21 protein-coding genes are annotated in these 24,595 nt (G+C 27.5%); 3 read left to right on the top strand and 18 right to left on the bottom strand.

Annotated elements, in window-relative coordinates; translation table 4 throughout:
• Window positions 1-17 precede the first annotated feature (17 nt).
• Complete coding sequence (gene yqeH / locus SCHIN_RS03395; RefSeq protein WP_166508236.1) at window positions 18-1,322, bottom strand: ribosome biogenesis GTPase YqeH; 1,305 nt, start codon at window positions 1,320-1,322, stop codon at window positions 18-20.
• Window positions 1,309-1,890 carry a YqeG family HAD IIIA-type phosphatase gene (locus SCHIN_RS03390; RefSeq protein ID WP_166508235.1) on the bottom strand — a complete coding sequence of 194 codons (582 nt, stop codon included), beginning with the start codon at window positions 1,888-1,890 and terminating at the stop codon, window positions 1,309-1,311. The genes yqeH and SCHIN_RS03390 overlap by 14 nt, the downstream gene beginning before the upstream one ends.
• A 146-nt stretch (window positions 1,891-2,036) precedes the next feature.
• Here SCHIN_RS03390 and SCHIN_RS03385 point away from each other — a divergent pair, with 146 nt between their 5' ends.
• Together SCHIN_RS03385 and SCHIN_RS03380 are read left to right on the top strand one after the other, a co-directional pair.
• Complete coding sequence (locus tag SCHIN_RS03385; RefSeq protein WP_166508234.1) at window positions 2,037-2,495, top strand: nuclear transport factor 2 family protein; 459 nt, start codon at window positions 2,037-2,039, stop codon at window positions 2,493-2,495.
• A 75-nt stretch (window positions 2,496-2,570) separates the two neighbouring features.
• Complete coding sequence (locus tag SCHIN_RS03380) at window positions 2,571-3,410, top strand: MurR/RpiR family transcriptional regulator (RefSeq protein ID WP_341785898.1); 840 nt, start codon at window positions 2,571-2,573, stop codon at window positions 3,408-3,410.
• Window positions 3,411-3,448: 38 nt separating this feature from the next.
• Here the strand turns inward: SCHIN_RS03380 and SCHIN_RS03375 are convergent, their stop codons facing one another.
• The 14 genes from SCHIN_RS03375 to SCHIN_RS03310 all read right to left on the bottom strand — a co-directional run bounded on the left by SCHIN_RS03375 (window position 3,449) and on the right by SCHIN_RS03310 (window position 21,765).
• Window positions 3,449-4,543, bottom strand: coding sequence for a substrate-binding domain-containing protein (locus SCHIN_RS03375; protein WP_166508788.1), 1,095 nt, complete (start codon window positions 4,541-4,543; stop codon window positions 3,449-3,451).
• Window positions 4,544-4,557: 14 nt separating this feature from the next.
• Window positions 4,558-6,303: an ABC transporter permease subunit gene (locus tag SCHIN_RS03370; protein ID WP_166508232.1), complete on the bottom strand. Its 1,746-nt coding sequence runs from the start codon at window positions 6,301-6,303 to the stop codon at window positions 4,558-4,560.
• Between the two features lie 9 nt (window positions 6,304-6,312).
• Complete coding sequence (locus SCHIN_RS03365) at window positions 6,313-7,833, bottom strand: sugar ABC transporter ATP-binding protein (protein WP_208057176.1); 1,521 nt, start codon at window positions 7,831-7,833, stop codon at window positions 6,313-6,315.
• On the bottom strand, window positions 7,826-8,854 hold the full coding sequence (gene iolC, locus SCHIN_RS03360) for a 5-dehydro-2-deoxygluconokinase (protein WP_166508231.1): 1,029 nt from the start codon (window positions 8,852-8,854) through the stop codon (window positions 7,826-7,828). Before iolC ends, SCHIN_RS03365 begins: the two co-directional genes overlap by 8 nt.
• An 8-nt stretch (window positions 8,855-8,862) precedes the next feature.
• Window positions 8,863-10,383: an aldehyde dehydrogenase family protein gene (locus SCHIN_RS03355; RefSeq protein WP_208057175.1), complete on the bottom strand. Its 1,521-nt coding sequence runs from the start codon at window positions 10,381-10,383 to the stop codon at window positions 8,863-8,865.
• 11 nt (window positions 10,384-10,394) lie between these two features.
• Complete coding sequence (gene iolE, locus SCHIN_RS03350; RefSeq protein ID WP_166508230.1) at window positions 10,395-11,294, bottom strand: myo-inosose-2 dehydratase; 900 nt, start codon at window positions 11,292-11,294, stop codon at window positions 10,395-10,397.
• A gap of 1 nt (window position 11,295) precedes the next feature.
• On the bottom strand, window positions 11,296-12,300 hold the full coding sequence (gene iolG, locus SCHIN_RS03345) for an inositol 2-dehydrogenase (RefSeq protein ID WP_166508229.1): 1,005 nt from the start codon (window positions 12,298-12,300) through the stop codon (window positions 11,296-11,298).
• A gap of 18 nt (window positions 12,301-12,318) precedes the next feature.
• Complete coding sequence (gene iolD, locus SCHIN_RS03340; protein ID WP_166508228.1) at window positions 12,319-14,241, bottom strand: 3D-(3,5/4)-trihydroxycyclohexane-1,2-dione acylhydrolase (decyclizing); 1,923 nt, start codon at window positions 14,239-14,241, stop codon at window positions 12,319-12,321.
• 5 nt (window positions 14,242-14,246) lie between these two features.
• Entirely contained in the window at window positions 14,247-15,041 is a 795-nt protein-coding gene (locus SCHIN_RS03335) for a 5-deoxy-glucuronate isomerase (protein ID WP_166508227.1), read from the bottom strand.
• Window positions 15,042-15,248: 207 nt separating this feature from the next.
• Window positions 15,249-16,394 (bottom strand): NAD(P)-dependent malic enzyme, encoded by a 1,146-nt coding sequence (locus tag SCHIN_RS03330; protein ID WP_166508226.1) that lies wholly within the window; start codon window positions 16,392-16,394, stop codon window positions 15,249-15,251.
• A gap of 114 nt (window positions 16,395-16,508) precedes the next feature.
• Window positions 16,509-18,152 carry an amino acid permease gene (locus SCHIN_RS03325; protein WP_166508225.1) on the bottom strand — a complete coding sequence of 548 codons (1,644 nt, stop codon included), beginning with the start codon at window positions 18,150-18,152 and terminating at the stop codon, window positions 16,509-16,511.
• Window positions 18,153-18,536: 384 nt separating this feature from the next.
• Window positions 18,537-19,448, bottom strand: coding sequence for a lipoprotein (locus SCHIN_RS03320; protein WP_166508224.1), 912 nt, complete (start codon window positions 19,446-19,448; stop codon window positions 18,537-18,539).
• 101 nt (window positions 19,449-19,549) lie between these two features.
• Complete coding sequence (locus tag SCHIN_RS03315) at window positions 19,550-20,707, bottom strand: serine hydrolase domain-containing protein (RefSeq protein ID WP_166508223.1); 1,158 nt, start codon at window positions 20,705-20,707, stop codon at window positions 19,550-19,552.
• A gap of 125 nt (window positions 20,708-20,832) precedes the next feature.
• Entirely contained in the window at window positions 20,833-21,765 is a 933-nt protein-coding gene (locus tag SCHIN_RS03310; protein ID WP_166508222.1) for a hypothetical protein, read from the bottom strand.
• A 92-nt stretch (window positions 21,766-21,857) separates the two neighbouring features.
• Here SCHIN_RS03310 and SCHIN_RS03305 point away from each other — a divergent pair, with 92 nt between their 5' ends.
• Window positions 21,858-22,667 carry a hypothetical protein gene (locus tag SCHIN_RS03305; protein WP_166508221.1) on the top strand — a complete coding sequence of 270 codons (810 nt, stop codon included), beginning with the start codon at window positions 21,858-21,860 and terminating at the stop codon, window positions 22,665-22,667.
• 24 nt (window positions 22,668-22,691) lie between these two features.
• On the opposite strand, the gene SCHIN_RS03300 is transcribed toward SCHIN_RS03305, so the two are convergent.
• Window positions 22,692-23,510 carry a hypothetical protein gene (locus tag SCHIN_RS03300; RefSeq protein WP_166508220.1) on the bottom strand — a complete coding sequence of 273 codons (819 nt, stop codon included), beginning with the start codon at window positions 23,508-23,510 and terminating at the stop codon, window positions 22,692-22,694.
• The gene (locus SCHIN_RS03295) at window positions 23,500-24,558 is read right to left on the bottom strand and encodes a hypothetical protein (RefSeq protein ID WP_166508219.1); all 1,059 of its coding nucleotides are present in this window, start codon (window positions 24,556-24,558) and stop codon (window positions 23,500-23,502) included. The genes SCHIN_RS03300 and SCHIN_RS03295 overlap by 11 nt, the downstream gene beginning before the upstream one ends.
• Window positions 24,559-24,595: the final 37 nt, after the last annotated feature.

Raw genomic sequence — 24,595 nt, 5'->3', positions numbered from 1 at the left:
TATTTGAGTGTTTTTTACTAGATCATTGCAGGTAATAATGCAACGTTAATTCCAAATTCAGTTTTTGGTACAGTAATTGATAATTTCATTCCTACAAATGTTTTAAAGTTAATTCAACCTAGCCCTGAAATATGAATATCCATAGGAGCTGCTTTATTAAACTCAAAAGTATGTGTTACAAACTCTGATTCAAGATCTTTTAATCTTGGAGATAAAGTATGTCTATGAGTTCTAAAGTAGTTTTCAACTTTTTCAGCTTTTGTTCTGTGTAAAGGCATTTGTTTGTTTACATAGAAATGGAAACTTGTTTTCATAACTTTGTTTTTTACAGGATCAAATCTTTCACCCTCTTCAAATGAGAATCAAGCAAGTCCACCATAAAATACTGTTTGACCAGCAAGTAACTGGTAAGTTACTTGTTTTACTTCTTTTTGGAAGAAGAAGAAATCTCAATAAGTTGGTGCTGTAGCTATTGCTAAGTGATTGTGTTTTACTAACCCTGGTGTGTCAAAAATATAGTTTTTTTCAGTAAAATTAATTTTAATTTTATCTAAAGTTGTATTTACGTATTTTGAAGTTACGATTGAAGGTATTTGTTGATTTGCTTTTAAACAAGCATTAATTAAACTTGATTTTCCAGCATTTGAAATACCTACAATGTATTGGTCATAATCCACTGATTTCAATTCATTTACAAGAGCATATACATAATCGATTTTAACTGATGAAGTTAAAAGGATTTTTGCATCTTTAATTGGTGAATCTTCAAAGTATTTTTGAACATGTCTCATAATTTTTGCTTTACTTACAGCTTTTGGTATTAAGTCAACTTTATTAATTAAAATAACAACTTCTTTTTTAGAAATTAATTTTTCTAATCAATTAAGTCTACTTCCTGGTAAGTCAAAAATATCTACAACATAGTAATATCTGATTTTTTTATCAGTTGAGTTTACATCATCAATAATTTTGATAAAGTCTTGGTCATTGATGTCTTGTTCAACTAAACTGTTGTAGTTTTTAATTCTAAAACATCTTAAACAATAATCTTGTTTTTGAGGATCAATAACAAATCCTGGTTTTCTTTTGTCTTCTGTTTGGAATTCATGCCCACATCCAACACATCTTTTAACTCCATCACTATCAACATTAGTTGTATTACCAATTCCTGGTTTTGCTTCTGTTAAAGTAACTTTGTTTTTTTGTTTAATTTTTGGTGGTTTAACACCGTTTATATGAGCTAGTAAAGTTTTATCTTCTAACTCTTCAACTTTCTTTTCAAGTTGTTCTATTTCTTTTTCGTTTTCACTAGAGTATTTCATATTTACCTCCTAATTCCCCTTCGTTATAGAATCCTTCATGTAAAATATTCTTTTGTGCCAATCTTTTTAATATAAATCTTTCTAAAAATTGCACTATTTTAGTTTCACCATTATTTCGCCCCAATGGTGAAACTAAAATGCTTTTAATGTGACTTCTATTTGCAACTAATACGTCTGTAATTAATTGGTCTCCAATTAATACCATTTCAGTTTCCTTATAAGGCATTAACTTTTTAACTAATTTCATTTTTCCCAATAATGGTTTTTTACAGTCTCAAAAGTAGTTTTTGATACCCGCTTTTTTTGCAAAATTTTCAACTCTACTTCTAATATTGTTTGAAAATAAAACAAATTCCATATTATGGGAATAAACGCTTTTAACAAAATTTATAACATCTGAATTTGGTATTCTTTCATTGAAACTAATTAAGGTGTTATCCATATCACACATAACCAATTTAATACCGCTATTCTTTAGTGATTCTAAATTGATTTTCTTGTAGCTTTCTAAATAGATTGAAGGCTTAAAATAGTTTAGTAAAAGAAAATTATTTTTCTTATTAGCCACATTTTCACCCCTATTTACTTATATAATTATACAATATTTTCACCCCTATTTTTGTTTTAAATAATTGAAATTTTTTTGCTTGATTTATTTAAAAGTAAAGAGTAATATGAACTTGGTTTTTCCAAGAAAAACCAAAAGGAGATAATATGACAAAAATTGAAATTATGAATAAGTTTTATGATGCTTTTTCAAAGGCTGATTGAAAAACTATGAACTCTCTTTATGCAACTGATGTTGTCTTTGAAGACAATGCCTTTGGGGAATTAGATCACAAAAAAGTTACATCTATGTGACAAATGCTTTTAGAAAACAAAGAAAGCATGGACTTTAGTTTTCAAATAATTAAAGTTGATGGTGTTGATTGTGTAAATTGAGTGACCAAATATGAATTTGGTCCAAAAAGAAATAAAGTTACAAATTCAGTAATTGCTAAAATGGAAATTGAAAACGATAAAATTATTTATCACAAAGATGAATTTGACTTTAAAGTTTGAGCAAAACAAGCTATTGGTTTTGCAGGAAAATTATTTGGAGGAAAAAAATGATTCCAAAGAAAAATTCAACAAGCTGCAAATCAGAAATTAGACCAATTTATGGGTAAATAATTAATACAATATCAATATTGTGCCAAATATTGATATTGTATTTTTTTTGTTTTTTTGTAAAATGACAATGAAAGGATAAAAAAGGATGAAATGAGTATGACAAAAACTGAACAATATTTATACAAAAGGATTTTAGAAGATAAATTAACCTTTTCTAGATATACTTTAAAAGAAATTTCTGAAAACTATTTTGTTTCAGAAACCGTTGTTTTAAGATTGATGAATAAATTGAATTTTAGTTCTTTGAAAGAAATGCAAGCCAAATTATATAGTGATTATGAAATGGAGAGCTTAACAAATATTGAAGATAACCACTTAATAGATGATGTTGAGGAAGTAATAAATAACACTTTTGCAAAATCTTTATATGGTTTGATAATGACAAGAAAGAAAAATAATGTAGATACCTTTAAAACTATTCGTGAAATTTTTATGACAAGAAAATCAATCATTTTTTTTGGCATTGGAAATTCACACAGTGTTGCCAAAATGTTATCAGATTCTTTGAGAAAAATAGGTTTTAATTCATATATATTTGGTAGTACAAAAGAAGTTTTAATTTTTATAGAATTTTGTGATCCTAAAGATACTATTTTTGTATTTTACACAAATTCAGGAAAAACGCATGAAGTTGTATTTTTAGCAAAAAATGTTATTAAAATGAATGGTGAATTTATTTTGGTTACAAACGAAAATTCAGATTATCATAGTAATGAATTATCAAAAGCAAGATGTGTTTTTGAATATGCTGTTTCAAGTAAAGAACATTATGCTTTTCCAATAGTTTCAGCTCAATTTTGCCAAGCTATTTTTAATAACATAATTCTTAATTTACTAATATCTTCATCAGATGATTTTATGAATAAGTTAGATGAAGCTACAAAAAATTTAAATAGTTGAAATGAAAAAAATTAGTTGTACGACAACTAATTTTTTTTTTTTTAAATATTTTTTTAAGTAGTTAATTTTGTTGCAATGATATTTTCTGTATCTATAGGTTCTTTTTTATCAGAATCTTTGTTTGGTCTATCATTTTCAATTTCATCAATAATAAATTGAACAGCTTTCTCAGCCATTAATACTGGGTTTTGTGCAACGCTTGCAAAAACATTAGCTTTATTTTCAGCTCATTCATTAATTTGTTTACGTATAGAATCTTGTGCATCAAATCCAACAACTATTAATCCAATTTTATCTCCTGATTTAGGTTGAAGCATTGGACTTAATGTTGCATTACCTTTAATAGCTTCCATAGCTCCTCCAGCCATAGGGTCATTCATTGAAATTACTAATTTAGCTTTTGCTACATCACCTGGATTTGCATTTACAAGAGCCATTCCATTTGGCGGTTCCATTTCTGTTCCCACTCAAGAAGCTTGTTTTACACCTTCTGGAAGGACAAATAGATTATCTCCAACTTTAACAGTATCATTTCCAGCTTCTTTTGCTTTTTCAACCATTTTTTCATCAAAAACAGCATCAATCATAAATCCTTTATGTCTACTTATTGTACTATCTGCAGATTCGTCTCCTTTGATGTAAATAGTTTCGATTTGATCTCCATATTTGATATCTGCTCTACCATCTACCATTACATCATATAGTTCATGCGCCATTGATTCACTTGCTAATGCACCATCTGTATAGAATGATGAATCAACTTTAACACCTGCTTCTGGTGACAACAATCTATCAACTGCTGCAAATGGAATTGTTCCATTTGCAGCTACTTTTTCAGCTCCTGCTGAACCATCTGTTTTAACTGGAACAAACATAATTCCTTTTGAACCTGAAGAAATTGCTGTTTCTAAATTTGTTTGTTCTACAGCAACGTCGTTATTACTACGAGCTGTCCCTACTTTATAAATGTTTTTATATTTACTTCTAACATATTTTTTTGCTGCATTTTCCAAAGTTGTAAAATATTCATTTGAAGTTTCGGGTGTTACAAAAGTGATTAAATCACCTTTTTCACCACACGCAACTACAGCAGTTACTGTTGATCCAACAACCGAAATTGTCCCGAGTATACTCATTAATTTTTTCATTTTGATTTTCTCCTTTAAATAGAATATCTAATTTGATTTATATATTGTTTTGTTTTTTGAACGATATTAATATTTTTATCTGATAGTACAGCTAATAAGATAACACATGCTTTAATAACAAGTTGATAGTTTGGACTAATTCCAACCATGATTAGTGCAGTTGTAAGAATACTTAAAACTAGTCATCCAATCAATGTTTGAAAAATTCCACCTCTACCACCAGTTAAAGCAGTTCCACCAAGAGCAACAGCACAAATAGCATTTAACTCCCATTGATTTCCAGTTGTTGGAGTTATTATGTTTGTTCTTGCCATATATAATATGGTTCCGATTGAAACACAAAATCCTGCAAATATATATGAAGACATTAACACTTCTCTGGTTTTAATTCCAGAAAGTCTCGCTGCATTAATGTTTCCTCCAACTGAATAAATGTATCTACCATATTTATAAAATCTCATTATTATATAGGATACTAACGCGAGCCCAAAGAAGACAAACACAGCAATTGGTAAGTTAAATAATTTTTGACTTACCAATATACTTAGTGCAGAATCACTTAGTATAATTGTTTTATTTTCTAAATATATGTATGCAAATCCTCTTAAACCAATCATTAAAACCAAAGTTATTATGAATGGTTGTAGTTTAACATAACCTACAAATAGACCAGAAATCATCCCTATAAACATTGAGAATATGATGGTTACCACTACAGAAATCCACATATTTGTACCGTTTATTGCAAATTTTGCAATTATTGAACCCCCAATAGCCATTGTTGAACCTACAGACAGATCAATTCCACCTGTTAAAATAATTATTGTCATACCAAGGGCCAAACAACCTAGATCAACGTTTTGAGCAATAATATTAACTCATGTTGCTTGTGTGAAAAAGAATGGATTTTGAAAACCAACAATAACACAAAATATCATAATTATAATTATCAATTTACTTTTACTTAACAAATTCAATAGACCATTTCCTACATTTTTTCTTGTTTGATATCCAAACATTTTAGCCATTTTAATTTGAATTCTATAATTTGCTAAATCAAAGATTGTATTTTTTGAAATTATTTTTTCTCTTTTGGTACTAATTTGATTTGATAATTTATTTTTTGAAACTTTATAAAAATCTTCATCAATTAAACCATTTTCTTTTTGAGTTTCTAAAATCTCTAGTTGCTTTGTCTTATTGTAATTTTGAACTTTAGATTCTAAACTTGTATTTTTCTTTTCGTCAATAATAGCTAATTTATCAATATTTTTTTCAATAACCTTTTCTTCTAATTCAGAAAAGTATTTTTTTAATTCTTCAATTTTTTTTTCAGAAATTAAAGTTAATTCTTTAATTTTTTCCTTATTAGCTAAAGATTTCTCTTTAATTAAATTTTCAATTTTTTCTTTATATTTTTCTTTTTTGTCTATAAGAATTTTTTCTTTTTCTTTTTTAACAGTATTAAATTCATTTTCAAGATTAGAGATTTTTTGATCATATTCTTGTTTTGAAATTTTTTGAACTCCAAGATTAAACTTCAACTTATTTTTTGATTTTAAGAAATCAGCTTCTATTAAATCTATTTTTTCGTTATATTTGCTTAGTTTAATGTCTCTTATTCTACCTATGAAAAAAACTGAATCATATAATTTTTCTGTTTTTTCTTCAAGGTTAGATAAAATTACATTTTCTTCTTTAATGTATTTATCTTGGATTTGCTTTTTTAATATATCCTGACTTGAATTATAGTTTTTCATATTTCCTCCTTAAATTGCATATTTGATTATTTCGTCTTGCGTAAAATCTTTTTTATCTATTATTTCTTTTGTGATTTGTCCATCTTTCATGACTAAAACTCGATCACATAAACCAATTATTTCTGGTAAGTCTGATGAAATTATTACTATGGCTGTGTTATGTTCTTTTTTCATTTTTGAAATTAAATCATATATTTCACGTCTAGCACCAACATCTACTCCACGAGTAGGTTCATCCAGTATTAAAATAGATGGATTTGACATTAATGATTTTGCAATAAGAACTTTTTGCTGATTACCACCAGAAAGTTGGTTAATTCTATAATTAAAGTTTGGTGCTTTAATTGTAGTCTCTTTAAATAGTTCATAAACTTTTCTATTTTCTTTTAAAGTCGAAATACTTCTTGTTAGTTTATTTTGAATTCCACTCAAAGACGATAAGGAAATATTAAACTTAATTGTCTGTTCAATAATTAAACCTTCTACTTTTCTATCTTCTGTTACATAGTAAATACCGTTTTTAATTGCTGAATTTGTGTTTCTAATTTTTTTAACTTTATCATTCATAAAAATATTTCCCGAATTTTTTTTAATTTCACCAACAATTGATTTAAATAATTCACTTCTTCCAGCTCCTATTAATCCTGAAAATCCAAGAATTTCTCCAGAATTAATTGAGAAATTAATATTTTTTGAATAATCATTTCCTCAATTTTTTATTTTCAAGATTTCAACTTTATTTTCTGATTCAAATTTTGCTGGATATCTTTCTTTAATTTCTCTACCAACCATTTTATTTATCATTTCTTCTTCATCGATATCTCCTAAAATATATTCACCCATATATTGTCCATCACGAATTATAGTTAAGTAGTCACTGATTTCAGGTAACTCTTGTAGTCTATGTGATATATATGCAATTGCAATATTTTCATTTTTCAATCTATGAATTGTTTTGAATAACGAAGCGGTTTCTTTTTCACTCAAAGAGCTTGTTGGTTCATCCATTAAAATAACGTTTGATTTTTTTATAATAGCTTTGGCAATTTCTACCATCTGTTGTTCGGCAACTGTTAATTCACCAATTAATTTGTGAGGTTCTATGCCAACTCCCAATCTGTTAAAAGTATCTCTAATAACAGATGCTTGTTTTGAATAATTTATAGATCCAAAAATTGTGTAAATTTCACTGCCTAGGAAAATATTGTCCATAACTGTCATGTAAGGAATTGTTAATAATTCTTGGTGAATTATTGAAATTCCCATTTTTTCTGCATGTTTAATGCTTTTGGGTTCATAAATGTAATTGTTTAAAAACATTTGTCCATTTGTTTTTTTATGAACTCCAGAAATTATATTCATTAAAGTTGATTTTCCTGCACCGTTTTCACCAATTACAGCAGTGACTTTTCCTGGGAATAGTCGAAGATTAACTTCGTTCAATGCCCTAACTGGTCCAAAACTTTTTGAGATATTTTTTAATTCTAATATAGGTGTATCTTTAATTCTTTCATTGACTAAGTTACTCATCTATTTCTCAACTCATTTCACTAGCTTCACTACTCATAACTGCAGATGTTTTAAAATGTTCTAAATTTTCTTGTGTTGGTAATCCTTCACTTGAACTCAAGTGTGATACAACCATTGATGCAGCACATGTTGCATTATGCAACGCTTCTTTTAAATTATTCTCATCATTAAGTAAAGAATTTAGAAAGGCACTCATGTAAGCATCTCCCCCACCAAATCCTTTCAATAATTTTACAATCGCTATACCTATATTAATTTTTTTGTCTTTTGTGTATAAGGTAGAACCTTTTGAACCTTTTTTAAGAACTATTATTTCTGCACTGTTGTTTTTGAATAGATCTCTAAATAAATTTTCATAATCTTTGTCTGATTGTGCATCTCGTTCTAAAAGGAAATTAAATTCTTCCTCACTACCAATTAAAATTTTTGAAATTCTTGCAACTTTTTTATAAGTGTTGTGAATTTCTTCTCTGTTTTTTCAAGTATAAGGTCTATAGTCTAGATCAAATACTACTACAGAATCATTGTCGCTTGCAATTTTTGCAACCTCTAAACAAGATTTTCTTGCTGGGTCTTTTGCAAGTGAAACTCCAGATATTAAAGTTAGTTTACTTTCTCTTATGTTTTCATAATTAATTTCATTAAATTGAATATTTAAATCTGCTACAGCTTCTCTATACATTAAAATGTTTGATTGTTTGTCATTTAACATTTCAGTAAAAGTTAAACCTGTTTTTAATTCATTATCAATTTGAAGTTGTCCAATATCTAATCCTTCATTTATATAATAATTTTTTATAAATGTTCCAAATTGATCATTTGAAATTCTTGAAATAAAATTTACATTTCGTTTGTATCTTAAAAGTCCTACAACAATATTGCCAGCACTTCCGCCAAGATACATATTAAAGTTTTTATTTTTATCTAAAGTATTATAATAATCTGTTGGATTAAAATCTATTGTGACTCTACCAATTACTGATACATCAATTTTTTTATTTTTATTAATTTTTAAACTCATAATTTCACCTAACTTAGTCAATCCTTTTTAGATTCTGGATTTCATTTCATTGTAACTTTTACAAGATCGGTTCAAAATTGATTTGCACTTGGACCTGTAATATCTCCAAATCCAAATTTTGAAAGTTTTATTCCACCAAATGACATTGGTTCTCTTGGAACTGGTACACCAATATTTATTCCTAACATCCCTGCTTTAAAGTGTTTGATAGCTTCGAAAGCTTCAAGTCCTTTACCTGTAAATATTGATGCTGCATTTCCATAAGGAGAATTGTTTTGAATTTTTATAGCTTCTTCTAAATTACTTGCTCCCACTATTTCCAAAACAGGTCCAAAGATTTCGTCTGGTGACATTTTGTCTTCACACCCTCTTCAATCAATTAAAGTTGGTCCTAAGTAGTAACCATTTTCAAATTCTTTTTCAGGTTTGAAGTCTAAACCATTAACTAAAATTTTTGCTCCGCTATCTTTTGCAAAGTCTATATATTTTTTAATGTTTTCAACACCAGCTAAACTTGAAACTGGTGAAAGTCCTTCTGTAAAATCAGCATTTGGTCTTACAGACATGTTGTTTAGTTCTTCTACTAATTTATCTTTAATTTTAAAATCATCTACTGCAATAATTACACTTGCTGCCATACAACGTTGTCCAACCATTCCATAAGCTGAAGAGATTAAATCTCTTACAGTAGAATTTACAGGACTGTCTGGAAGAACAGTGATAAAGTTTTTAGCACCACCTAATGTTAATGCTCTTTTTAAATTACCACTAGCTCTTTTATAAACAATTTCTGCAACTTTTGTAGATCCAACAAATGAAACCGCTTTAATTTTTGGGTTGTCACAAATGGCTTGAACAATTTTTGTTCCACCATTTACTAAGTTGAATACTCCATCAGGAAGCCCTGCTTGTTTTCAATATTTCGCAATTAACTGAGAAGTAATTGGAGTTTGTTCTGATGGTTTTAAAATCATTGAGTTTCCAAGAACAATTGCTTGTGCAATTGTTCAATGTGGAACCATTGCAGGGAAGTTGAATGGTGTAATTGATGAAACAATTCCTAAAGGTCTTGCCTCATCCATTGCCCACACATTAGTAGAAACTTCTTCAAGTCTTCCCGCAATAATGTTTGGCATTGAACATGCAAACTCAACTGTTTCAATTGATTTCAAAACTTCTGCTTTTGCATCTGCTAAACATTTTCCATTTTCTAAGTGAATAGACATTGAAAGTTCATCAATGTTATCAATTAAAATATTTCTATATTTGTAAACTATGTCTGCTCTTTTTTTGAAAGTATAGCCTTCTCAAATTTTTTGTTTTTGTTCAATTGCAAAAACAATTTCTTCTAAGTCTTTTTCATCACTATCTGTTACTTCAGATAGCACCTCACCATTTAAAGGGCAGTAAACTGGTAAAGTTTTTTTGTTATCGTTTGACATAAACATGTTGTTTGTAAAGTTTAAGATTCCGTTCTTATATTTTTCCTGAAGATTTTTTATTTCTAAAGTTAAATAGTTATCTTTCAAAAGTTTTACCTCTATAATCCTATTTTTTCTTTAATAAATTGTCTTGCAAATTTTGCATTTTCAAGTGGGTTATTAATTGAAGGATCTCCTTCAGCTTCAACTAAGAATCAACCTTTATAACCTGCTTCAGATAAAATTTTAAATATAGGTTCGAAATCTATACTTCCTTTTCCTGGAACTACAAACATATTTTTTTTAACACCATCAAGGAAACTTAATTCGTTATCAATTACTTCTTGTCTAACTTTCATATCAACATCTTTTAAATGAACGTGTACAATTCTTTTTGCATATTTTTTTGTTAAGAATTCTAATGCTTCTTGAGTTCCTTCACTATAAAATACATGTCCTGTATCTAATAGTAAGTAAACATTGTCATTAGTATTTTCCATTAACTTAATTGTTTCTTCGTTAGTTTGTACACCTGTTCCATTGTGTTCATGGAAACAAACTTTCATTCCTTTTTCTTCAGCTAGTTCTGCAATTTTATTCATACCTTCAAACAATCAACTTCATTCTTGTTCTGTAAAGTATGGTTTGTCTTTAAATAACTTTTTGTCTAATCCTTGAATTGATTTACCTTGTTCACATACTCCAATAACTTTTGCTCCAAGTTCATAAAGAAAATCTCTATGTTTAATAAAGTCATCAATTGTTTCTTGTATTTTTCCTTCAGTAAAGAAAGTACTTAGTCATGCATTACATACTTGTAATCCTTTTTCTGCTAATACTTCTTTTAAAACTTTTGGATCTTTTGGATATTTATTTCCAACTTCACAACCTTCATAACCGGCTTCTGCCATTTCACTTATACAAGTTTCAAATGGAGTTTCTCCGCCAAGTTCTGGAAGGTCATCGTTTGTTCAAGCAATTGGAGCAACTCCAATTTTAATGTCTTCTTTTTTAAACATATTAAATTCCCCTAACCTTTACAACTGTTTTTGTTTCATATGATTTTTTACATGCTTCTGCAATTAATTCTGCTTTTAATCCATCTTCAAATGAACAAATAACATTATCGTTGTTCATAAATGCTTCAATGAATGTTTCATATTCGTTTTTGTAAGCATCAATATATCTTTCAATAAAGAAGTGAAGTGGATTATCTACACAAGAGCAATCTTTTGTAAGTAACTTAGTTGAAGTTTCAACTTTGTTATCTGCAATTATTGCTCCTTTACTTCCAAATAATTCTAATCTTTGGTCGTATCCATAAACAGCTTCTCTTGAAATATCAATTACACCCAATGCATTGTTAGCAAATTTCAATTGAATAATGGCTGTATCAATATCTCCAGCTTCTTTAATTTTTGGATTTACCAGAGCATCTCCCATTACAAATACTTCTTCTACATCAGAACCTACAATATATCTACTCATATCAAAGTCGTGTATTGCCATGTCCATAAATATTCCACCAGAAACTTTAACATAATCTATTCCTGGAGGCTCTGGATCACGTGAAGTAATTTTTAGAACGTGAGGTACTCCTATTGTTTCTTTTACTCTTGCTTCTTTAACTTTTTTAAAGTTTGGATCAAACCTTCTGTTAAATCCAAGTTGAATAGTTTTAGATTTGCTTTTTACAATTTCTCAAGCTTCTAAAGTTGCATCAATAGATTTACTGATTGGTTTTTCCATAAAAATATAATCAACATTTTGAGTTGCTTTTATTAGCTGAGAAATATGTTGATCTGTTGAAGAGAAAATAAATATTGCATTTATTTCTTTATCATCAAAAATATCATCTTCGTTTTTTGTAAGAAAAATGTTTTTATCTTTATTTCATTCTATTAAATGGTCTAGTTGAACATCACAAATTGTTTTAACTTCAACGTTATCATATTGTAATAAATTTTCAACGTGAAATTTTCCAATTCTTCCAGCACCAAATACTCCTGCTATCATTTTTTTCATTTTATATTAATTCCTTTCTTAATATTCTTTTATTCTTTCTATTACTTTTTTATCTTCTTCTTTTTTACTTTTTATTAAATTGGTTTTACCATTGTCAGTTAATCCAACTCTTCATCAAGTTTCATAACCTTCTGTCATAGTTTTTGGTAAAACTTTGAACTCAAGTAAAGTTACTTTTTCTTGTTCTCTAGCTTCTCTAAAAGCTGATTCTAATTCTTCAAAATTATTAACAGGTTTTGAAAAACAACCATATCCTTGTGCGATCATTGAATAATTTACATTTAACAATTCACCGTCTAAGATATTATTTTCTTTTCTTTTTCTAAAGTGTGTTGAATTAGAATTAATTCCTTTTGAAGTTTGAAGGTTATCAATGCAACCATATCCAGAGTTATCTAATAAAATAATATTTATTTTTACATTTTCTTGTAGTGCAGTAAGTATTTCAGAATGTAACATTAAGAAACTTCCATCTCCAACAAATGCATAAACTTCTTTATTTGGTTCGGCCATTTTTACTCCAATGGCTGCTGCGATTTCATATCCCATACATGAATATCCATATTCAACTGAGTAAGTGTTTACACTATTTACATTTCATAATCTTTGTAAATCTCCAGGTAAACTTCCAGCAGCACCAACAACTATTGCATCATCATCCATTTTTTTAATTTCACTTTCAATTGCTTTAAACAATTGTGTTTGGTGAAAGTAATTATCAAATACATTTTTAAATTCTTCTACAACTTTTTCACTATCTAAACCTTTAATTAAAATATCTTTTCCTGATGAAATAACTTCGACTTCTTTTTCTCATTCACTTTTCAAAGTAGATATTTCATCTTTTCATTCCGAAACATAATCAAATTGTTCTAATTGATCTGTTAAATAATTAATTGTAGTTTTTGCATCACCCTTTAAACTAAGAGCATCTAACTTCATTACATCTTTTTTATTTAAATTTATGTTTATGAATTTTGCATTATCATTAAATAAAGATTTTGACCCTGTTGTAAAGTCTGTATATCTTGTTCCAATACCAATAATTAGATCGGCTTGTTTAGCAGCTATGTTTGCACACATAGTTCCAGTAACTCCAATCCCTCCAAGATTAAATTCATGTGTATGTTCTATTGTTCCTTTTCCAGCTTGTGTTAAACCGAAAGGAATTTTAAAAGTAGAACTAAATTTTTTTAATTCTTCACTTGCTTCACTATATAAAGCACCCCCACCAATTATCATTAATGGTTTTTTAGCGCTTTTAATTAATTCTGTAGCATCTTCTAATGCTCTGTAACTTGGTCTTGGTCTTTCTAAATAATGTATTCTTTCTTTGAAGAAGTCTTGTGGATAATCATAAACTTCTCCTTGTACATCTTGAGGTAAACAAATTGTAACTGTACCTGTATTTTCGGGATCTGTCAAAACTCTAAAAGCATTTATGAGCGATGACATAATTTGTTCAGGTCTATAAATTCTGTCTCAAAATTTTGAAACAGCTCTTAACGCATCATTAGTACTGTTATCGTTATTGTTGTCAAATTCTATTTGTTGAAGTACTGGATCTGGTTGTCTATTTGCAAAAGTATCTCCAGGAAATAATAGTAAAGGTATTCTGTTTGCAGTTGCAGTTCCTGCAGCTGTTACTAAATTTGCAGAACCAGGACCAACTGATGAAGTTACTGCTAAAACTTTTCTTCTTAAATTCTGTTTTGCATAACCTATAGCAATATGGGCCATACCTTGTTCATTTTTTCCTTGCATAACTTTTAGATTGTGTTTGAAGTTTGTTAAAGCTTCACCCAATCCAACTACATTACCATGTCCATAAATTGTAAATACTCCGTCAACTATTTTTGATTTGACTCCATCAATTTCTAAAAATTGATTATCAATAAATTTTACAATTGCTTCCCCTACAGAAAGTTTTATTTTATTCATTATAACTACCTCATTTTTGAAATTTCAACATCATTAGTTGAAGTTCATTCATATCTTTCATCGAAACTTCTTTCAACTCATGGTTTATTTGGTAAGTTAGGTATCATTCAACAATATCACATTATGTAACCAGGTGCACACACTGTTGGGTGTAACAATTGTCCTGGAATACAAGTTGCGTCATTATTCATAACTTTAATTGCATCATCACCTACAAAACTTACTCCAAAACCTTCAGGTTTATTAAATTTGAAAAGATACATTTCTGGTTGATAATGTCTATGCGGAGGTCAACTTGCTCATTGACCTGGACTACATATAACTTCTCCCATAACCATATTTGATTCTGGGAAACTTTCATAATCAAAGAATTGAATTACTTTTCTTGTGCAAGTACCTAGAGCTTGATCTTGACCTGAAATACTAATTTCTAAGTCATCTTTATTTCAAACTTTATAACCAAATTCTTTTTCATTATGAGTTGCTTGTACTATTAATTCACTTTTCTCACTCAAACAAGTTATTTCAATGTTAAAAGTTTTATCAGCTAATAAAACTGAAGGTTTATCATGAAATAAACTTGCTCTTTCAAACTTAAGATTAATATCGTTATTTATTTTGATTTCAATTTCTCCTTCAAGCAGGTCGAACGCTTTTTCTCTACCACATGCTTTGAATTCAAATTTTTCTCCTTTAGATAGTTTTAGTAAACCTACATCTAAATTCATAAAATTTGTTTTGGTATTACAATATTCTGTAAAACCATCTTTCTCAATCAAACTTGTTGATTTTATATACATACCCTTCTCCTTCTATGTCGGTCATTACCAGACAATTTAATTTTATAACCCATTCTTTTGGTTATAAAAAATGATTAGAACTAGAATTTTTACTATGTTTTTTATAAAAAATTAACTCATTTTTGTGTCATATATTATAAAAAATGAAAGTATTACTTTTTTTTCAAAATAAATGATAAAAAAAATGCCATAAGGCATTTTTTTTATTTATAATTTTTTCATTTCATTTACTATGACATCAACAACTCTGTTATCGAAAAGATTTGGTAAAACAAATTCTTTTTTCAACTCATCATCTGTTACTAAATTTGCTATTGCTTTACCAATTACAATTTTAGCTTCTTCATCCATAACTTTTACATCTGTTTCAAGTAGTCCTTTTAAAATTCCTGGGAAAGCTAAAACGTTATTAACTTGATTTGGATAGTCGCTTCTACCAGTTCCAAATACACCATATTCTACTTTACTTATTTCTTCAAATGTAATTTCTGGAATTGGATTTGCCATTGCAAATAAAATTGGATCTTTATTCATTTTTGAAACCATTTCACTTGTAACAATGTTTGGCGCAGATAAACCTACAAAAACATCTGCACCTTCCATAATTTCTGCTAATGTACTTTTATCAGTATCATTGATTATATTTTTTTCTAATAATTCATTTACAGATTGGTCATTTTTATCTTTATTGCTTGAGTTTACAACTCCAAATTTGTTGTAAGCAAGAATTTGTTCAACCCCAAGTTTATGAACTGTTTTTGCAATGTTATATCCTGCAGCTCCAGTTCCACAAAGAGTAATTTTTAATTTACTAATGTCTTTTTTAAGTAATCTTGCAGAATTAATAATTCCAGCAATAATAATTACACTAGTTCCGTGTTGGTCGTCATGGAACACTGGGATATTCATCTCTTCTTGTAATGTTCTTTCAATTTCAAAACAATCAGGAGCTGCAATATCTTCTAAGTTAATTGCTCCAAATGAAGTACCAATTGATTTTATTATTTCTATTAATTTTTTAGGATCTTTTTCATCAATACAGATTGGAAAAGCATTAACTCCAGCAAATTTTTTTACTAAAACTGCTTTACCTTCCATTACTGGTAATGAAGCATCAGCTCCAATATCTCCTAATCCCAATACTGCAGTACCATTTGAAATAATAGCTACAGTATTTCCTTTCATAGTATATTTATAAATGTCAGAATTATTTTTTGCAATTTCCAAACAAGGTTGAGCTACACCTGGTGAATAAACTATACTTAATTCCTCGTAACTTGTTACATCTTCTTTTAATTCTACTTTTATTTTTCCTTTTAATCTTTCGTGCAATTCTAATGCGTTCTCTTTCATTCTTTCTCTCTTTTTCCTTTCATTCCTTTGCTCACTATTATTGTATACAATTTTAATTAATATATATTCTTTAATTAAAAAAAACTAGTCAATATAGACTAGTTTTACATCAATTTAAGCATTAACTTTTTCAGTTTTAGCTTCTTTTGTTTTTTGTTCAACTTTTTTATTATTTCCTTTTGATCTTTCAGGTCTTTCCATGTTGAATCATCAAATGAATAAACCAGCACCCATAAAGAATACAGCACCACCAAAAATAATCAAGAAGTCAATTAATGCATCAACTCATCCTGCTTCTCAAGTTTGCGGACTTGGGATTGCTCCAAAGAAGAATGAAATTGCAAGTAACACTAAAGTTATAATACACATTGTGATTGGTATTCATTTTAGTTTACCTTTGAAGAATATATACTCTCTTTCTTCATCATCTTTTTTTAATCTGAATCAAACATATGCTCAGAAGTAGAAGAACATTTGGATAATAGCTAAAGTTGTAGCTGAGTTAAATAATCTTTCAATAAAACTTCCTGTTGTTGTAACATCACTTGTTGGGTCTGTTGGATCAACTAAACTTCCTTTAGTTGTAACACCAACTAAAATTAAAATAAAAGTAACGATTGCTCCTTGAACTAATAATGCGTTTGTTGGCATTCCATTTTTATCTGTTTTTGCCAATCATTTTCCTAATGCTTTTTCAGGTACTTCTGAAAAGAACACTTTTGCAGGTCCTGCTGTTCAAAAGAACATTGAACCTAGTCCACTAACACCGGTAATTAAACCAACTATTCTAATAACTGCTTTTCCAGCAACACTATCATTTTCTAATCCTAAAATTCTTGTATATGAGTAGTAGTAAGAATTTGGTATTCCTCAACCATCAATTGTATCTTTTTCGATTGTTAATGAAACTAAAATTACTCCAACAACCATTAAACAAATAACAATACTCATACCAATAAGTGAAGCTGTTTTAAATCCTTTAGCTCCCCCTTTTGTATCTTTAATAAATGCACTCATAGTTTCAATACCATTGTATGCAAAGATCAATCATGGGAATGATGATAAGAATGATCATCAATCTCAATCTGCTTGTTTGTTTCCTGAAGAATCTGTTGCAGGATTAAATCCTGCTTTAATTAATTCTCATGATATAGTTCCTTTTACAGGAATTGTATAACATAATGCGATTAGTATGAATAATACTCCTAATCCTAAACTTGCCATACCACCAATTGTTGTTGCTTTTCCAAGTCATTTTGGGCCCATTTTTGAAACAAATGTTCCAGCTCAGAAAATCATAATTGAAAATAATGCTAGAACACAAGTTGCAACTCTTCCTGCATTATCTGGACTTAATCCATTATTTTTATAAAGTGAATTTGCTATTGCATCAAATCCATTTGCTCCGTAAAATAGGAAACTAAATCCCATTACAGTAAATGGTGCAATTGTTGCAAAGAAGAATAAGTTACCAAAGTAACTAGCTCAACTTGCTAAGAATCCTTGTTTTTGCCCTAATGAAAAAGTACAAAAACTTCCCATTCCAGATTCTTGATTTTCTAATTTTTTAATACTTCCAAATTCTGAAGTTACCAATACCATAGGTATTGCATAAATTGCCCCACCAATTAAGAATAAGATGGCTGCAAACAATCCAAATGATTGTGTATTATTTATAATGTTTCTAAAACCAAATATGGTTACAAAACTCATAAAAACTATTGCTAATTTCGTTAACGATTTTGCTCTTGACGACATAATTCTATTTCTCCATTTTCTAATATCACTACTAGACGGACAGTATATTTAATTATTTTTAATTATTCTATTATTTGTTTTTTTACAAAGAATGTGTCCAAAAATTACGCACTCAAAACGTCTACTAGTAGTTATCTAGACGTTTCTGTGCCCAAGTTTTCGCGCATCAACTATGATTAGTTTTTTTATTTGTTTATCAATTATTTTTGTTGATTTTATAAGCATAATATTTTTTCCTCTTTCTCATAGCTGTCTTTTTTTATTTTATATAATAATGGAAATTAATACAATTAAATTAGTGCAAAAATGTAAAAAATTTTCAAATTTTTTGAAATTAAACATAAAAAAAATCAATAAATTGATTTTTTTTAAAATATTTTATGATTAAAGCTTAACTGAAGTATTTTCTTTTTCAATTATTCCTTCAACACCTTCTGTATTAATTTTTACAATAGTTCCACCTTGAATTTCTCCTTTTGAACTAAGATTTTCAAGAGTTAAAAAGTTTTTAAAATTAGTGTTTAAATAGACTAATGTATCAATTGGAAATGAAGATGAACTTTTAAACATATTTTCAGTTTCATAAATATAACTTCTATATGTATTTGTGTCGTTTATTAAGTTTGAGATTTTTATTTTTTTGAATGTATATTCAAAAGAATCATCTTTTTTAAGACCTGTAGCTTCATGATCTTGTAAAGCTTTTACTTGTACTTTTGATCCATCTTTAATGGCATAATTTACTAAAGGATCTTCAGAACCATCTCAACTAACGTTGAAATAATCATCTACATTTACAGTTTTATCTTTTCAACCAAATAGTTTTTCAACTAGGTCAGCATTCTTACTAGAACTATAAGTTGTACCAATAAGAGCATAAGGTGCTATTTTTTCGTTAAATGCATCATTTAAAGTTAAATTTTTTGTGTTAAAAACGTATTCACCTTCAAAATAACTTTCACCAATTACTGAAAAAGGTATTGCTTTATATTCTTTATTTCAAGCAAGTTTTTCTAATCTATCATTAGTGTTATCTGTTGTGTTTTGAATTTCTATTGTAGCTCCTCAAATTCCTGCATAAGAATATTTGCTAAAAATAATTTTACTAAATGCTGTTGATAAATCAATAAAATCCATTCCAGGATGAACTTTGGTTCCACTTAAGCTCCCTAATTTACCTTTTTTTGAAGGTGTAAGAGCATTTGATTTTTCATTACCATTGTCACAAGCAACTACACTTGATGCTGTTGAAACTGTAACTGATAATGCTGTAAAAATACTTAATAATTTTTTCATATTTTTTCCCTCCATCTTGTTTGTGTTATAAATTGATATAAGAATATTTTAACACTTTTAATGGTAAAAATGGAAAAAAATATAACTAAAAATAATTAGAATTAAAATTTTTCTAAATCTAAATATAAACTTTTAATAAATTGTCTTGCAATCATTCTTGTAGATCCAGGCAATGTCGAATGCATTAAAGTAACAGTAACACCACTTTCTTTGTCGATTATACAAAGTGAACCTAAAACACCATCTCACCCTCACTCACCAACATTACTTAATGGTGCTTTATTGTTTTCCATTCTCACCCTTACTCCATATCCATAAGAATAATCTGAGTTATACGCAAAATAAAAGTCTCTTTTGTTTTCAAAAATTTGGTCTTTTGACATATCTTCGATCAAATCGTAATCCACTAATTTTTTGTCATTTATTTTGCCATCCAATAATAAATTGGCAAATTTTTGATAATCTTCAACAGTTGTTACAAAACAAGAACCTGCTAAATAACAATTTTGTTCACTATAGTTATCTTGAAATAAAAAGTTATCTGTTGGATGTTTTGAAAGTTCTCTCCCCTTTTGAGTTAATTTAGTTTCACTAATTTCAACACTTCTAGATTTATCGTGAATATAAAAACTTGTATCATTCATACCTAATGGTTTTAAAATTTTGTCATTTACAAAAGTTTTAAAACCACCTTCATAATTTTGTTCAATTATTGCACTTAAAACTTCTAAATTTAATCCATAATTTCATTTGGTTCCTGGTTCAAAAATGAACGGAATATTTGCAAGTTCATTTACAAAATCCAACAAAGTAAATTCTTTATTTTCAAAATCTTTTCAAAGTTTAATCATTTTTTGACCATTAATATTTCCAAATTCTCTTTCATCAATTCCGTATGTTATTCCACTTTGCATAGTTAATAAATGGAAAATTGTTAAATTTTCAACTTTTTTTATACTTTCTCCATCCAAAAAAGTTGAGTTTTCAAATGAACTTATATATTTTTTTACTTGATCATTTAAATCTATTGAATTTTCTCTAGCAAAAATTAAAAAAGCTAAAGTTGAAATAGGTTTTGAAAGTGAATAAATTCTAAATAAACTATTTTTTTCTAATGGTTTTTGATTTTCAATATCTCTATAACCAGTATAGCTTTCAAAAATCAATTCTTTATTTTTCGATATTTGTATTCCAGTACATGCAAAAAACTTTTCTTCTTCAGTTTTTTGTATTCAATTCATTACATTTTGAAATTTCATATTTTCTTACCTCTTTGTTTAATATATAACTTATTTTAATCAAGAGCAATGAAATAAAAAATATATGTAAAATTTAAAAATATTTTATAAAAAAATGAACCCACTTTTTGAGTTCATTGCTATATTTATTTTTTGATATAACTATTTTTTGCATATGGTAATGCTATAAATTCATAAGTAAATGCTAAAAACATTAATACTTTTAATACGTCATTATAACAATGATCAATAACCTTTTTAATAGTTTTATTCATGTGATTATATTGTTCAAATGAAACTTTCTTAGAATTTGGAGCTGCTAAGAAACTATATGCTATGGAACATAAATGACGAATATCATCAGTATCGTCTTTTAAGTTATTTTCACCAATAGTTTCAAATCAATCAAAAAACTTTTTACTACTTGTTAAAGCAATCATATCATTTGCCTGTTTTCCTGTAGGCAAATTATTTGCATTGTAAAACTCTTCTCCAGTTTTTGTTGTATTTGAAAAACTATAAGAGTTTTCCAAGATATCATAGATATCAAAATAATTTGCATTTAATTCTTTTCTTTCTTTGTTATAGAAAGCCATTTTTAAAGATTTTCTTGTAAACAATTGTTTATTTTCATTAATTCATTGATTAATGATTTTAATATCATTACTTGCCCCAGCACAAACTATAGTTCTGATTTCTTTATTTCTACACATGTTTAAAAAACTTACAACCATTTTTTTGTATTGTGTGTGGAAATCATATGTTGAATCGTTAAATGCTCTTTTAATAGTTATTGATTTAATAGCTTTTCTATTATCTCTATTTGCAATTTCTTTTAAAGATTTTGCAAAACTATATTGAATAACATAAACTAAGTCTTTTTGGTTTTCGCTATAAAGTTTTTCTTCGAATTCTCCGTTATCGTGAGAATGGTTAAAAAATTCAGTATCTAAAACAATTATTGGAAACTGAATATTATCTATGGATTTTTTGGCTATATTTTTATCAAATCTAAAATTTTGGTGTTCATTTAATAAAAAAAATCCGTTATCGACTACATTGATTGAATTTCTTTTCATACATATACCTACTTATTTTTTTATTATAACAATATTTTCTATTTTTTTTGTGTATTCTTATAATATATACAAAAAAAATTAAGGAGAATATCATGGAAAAATACAAGCAATTTTCAGATTTTATAAACACTGTTTCAGAAAAGTGATTTAAAAGTTTTTTCCTAGGTCGTTTAGATGAATTAAAAAATAGTTTATTAGATAGTAATACAGAAATAATTGGTGATTTTAAACCCGATCTATCAACTTTGAATAAAATATTTGCAAACACAAAAGTTGAAATTGAAGGTTTTAAAACTTTAGAAGAAATTAATGAATATATTTCAACTAATTTTTCAATAAGTGACGATAAAGATGGAACTATGCCAAGTACAATTCAAACAGAACTTGTAGAAGCAATCAAAGAAAATCCAACAAATATTCACGAAAAAATTACTGAATTAATTATAAGAATGCAAGTTACAACAATTGTAAAAAATTGTCATAAAGCTTTAAAGTTATGTGACAACTTAAACGGGAAATTAGGTTCAACAACAGATTTTAAAGATATTGATAAAGAAGATGTTTATTACATATTAAATTCAGATGTTGCAAAAATTGTAAATAATTTAAAAAACTGATCAACTCAAAATCCAAAACAAGCTGAAAACTATGAAAATGAGTTAAAAATCTTAATGGATGAAGAATCATCTATTCAAGAGAAGAAAGATGCAAGTGATATTGTGGAACATTACTTCTCAACAATAATTGGAAATGAAATTGATGATGAAGATATAAATGATTTAGCACCAGATAAAATTAATGAAAATTCAATAATTTTAATATTCAATAAAGGAATTACCATTTGTGATGAAATGGTAGCTAAAATAGATTTGACTCACTTAGTACATGAGGAATTAAATTAAAAGTTCGTGGTTATCCACGAACTTTTAATTTTCACTATCATCTATTAAATATTTTCTACCCAAAATTGTAAACTCATTATCAGTACTTAATTTTTCAAAATCAAAACTATCATTTGTTAAATTTAAACCTTTTAAAACTGATTGGTTTTTTAAAACTGTAGAGATTAAATTATCTGTTGAAAAATTTAAAAAACCTCTATCAACAATGAAATTATTGTTTTCATCTATTTTTAAAACTTTAAAACTTGGGAAAATAGATTGGATTCATCTATTTAAAAACATTAGTGATTTTAATTCATTTGAATTATTATCATCTTTAACTTCCATCAAAACTTTTCCAACAGTTTTTCACCCTTTTAAAACTGTAATAGCCATAGTTGAACTTAAGTTAATTTTTAAATCGTTATTTTCTTGTATAAATGTAAAATCATCTATAAAAATATTTTCAATAATAAATCCCATAGCTGTAAAGTCAAAAGTATTTGAATAAACTTTAGGACCATAAATGGTTGCAAGTGCATTGTAATAACTATTTCTATCTCTTTCAAATTGTGATGAATTTTCATCAACATTAATTGATTCTGGGCTTGAACTTGTAATTTTTTTAACAGATAAACTATCATTAAAACCTACATGTTCAAAAAAACCATTAATGTATTCTAAATACTCAAAATGAGCTGTTTCAATTGGATCTTTTGAAAATAGTTCATTTAAGATATCAATAGATGTTGAAATATTTACAGAAGGAAAAGTTTCGATTGGTTCACAAGCAACTAAAGTTGATGTTGAAGAAGCAATAACATTTAAACTAGTCAAAAACGGTAATAACTTTTTAAAAATCATTTGTATTTTCTCCTTTTGAACCATCCTCATCAGGATTTGGTGTTTCAATTTCTTTAACTGTGCTTATTGAAATTCTAGATAATAAATATTTATCCATTATAAATTTATTTTGAAGATCTGCAATATATTCATATTTAACTTCATTTGAAGTTTGGTTTTCATCTTCTCCAACCCCTGGATTTTCTTCTTCAATTTCTGTCATTTTAAAGTTTAAATTTTTATCAACGTTATTTAAAATAACTTTTAAAATATTTTGTACATTATTAAGATTCTTTTCGGAAACTGTAATATTTAGTACATATTTCTTTTCAATTTCAGCTTCATTATTTTCACTATTATCAATATCGTTGTTTTGTTTAATTTCTCCAATATTTGCTTTATATTGGTTATCTACTTCATTATTATTTACTAATAAGTTTAAAATGTCTAAAGAAAACTTGTTATTAATATCATAAAAGTCTAAACTATCTCAATCAAGTCCATCGACTTCATAATTAACATTTGCAGAACTCGTTAAAACAAGTTCTTTTTCTTCGTTAATTTGTTGATATGAATATTGTGAAGAATTATAATCAACAATTAATCCTTTATCTTTTAGATCGTAAATAATATTTTCTTGATTTGTTGTATCAGGAATTAAATTATATTTACTTGCTAAATAATCCATTGCAAATTGAGCTTTTTTAATTTCAGAAAATTCAATATTACTATTTGTAAAATTATACATATCATTTGTAAATTGTTTCCCGCTATATTCAATAGATAAGTTATCACAAACAAAATTATTACAGTTTAATTGTAATTTATCGTTATTTACAAATAATTTAGAGTGAGTTTGAGTTACATCTTCACTCCCACTATTGCTTTCTTGTTTTTCTTCTAAAACTGGTATTATTTTGTAATTATCAAACATTTGTTCATAAGCTAAGTTATGATTCATTTCAAAGTGACCAATAGTACTTGAGTTAGAATTACAAGCCACTAAAAAACTAGTTGGTGAAACAGCTATTATAGACATGTTAATTCTTATTAATGCTTTTAGGTTCATTTAAATTCCTCACTTACTAATAAAATTATAACAAATA

The sequence above is a fragment of the Spiroplasma chinense genome (assembly GCF_008086545.1).
In the GTDB taxonomy this organism is placed as follows: Bacteria; Bacillota_I; Bacilli_A; order Mycoplasmatales; family Mycoplasmataceae; genus Spiroplasma_A; species Spiroplasma_A chinense.
This window is presented reverse-complemented; position numbering and strand designations above follow the sequence as displayed.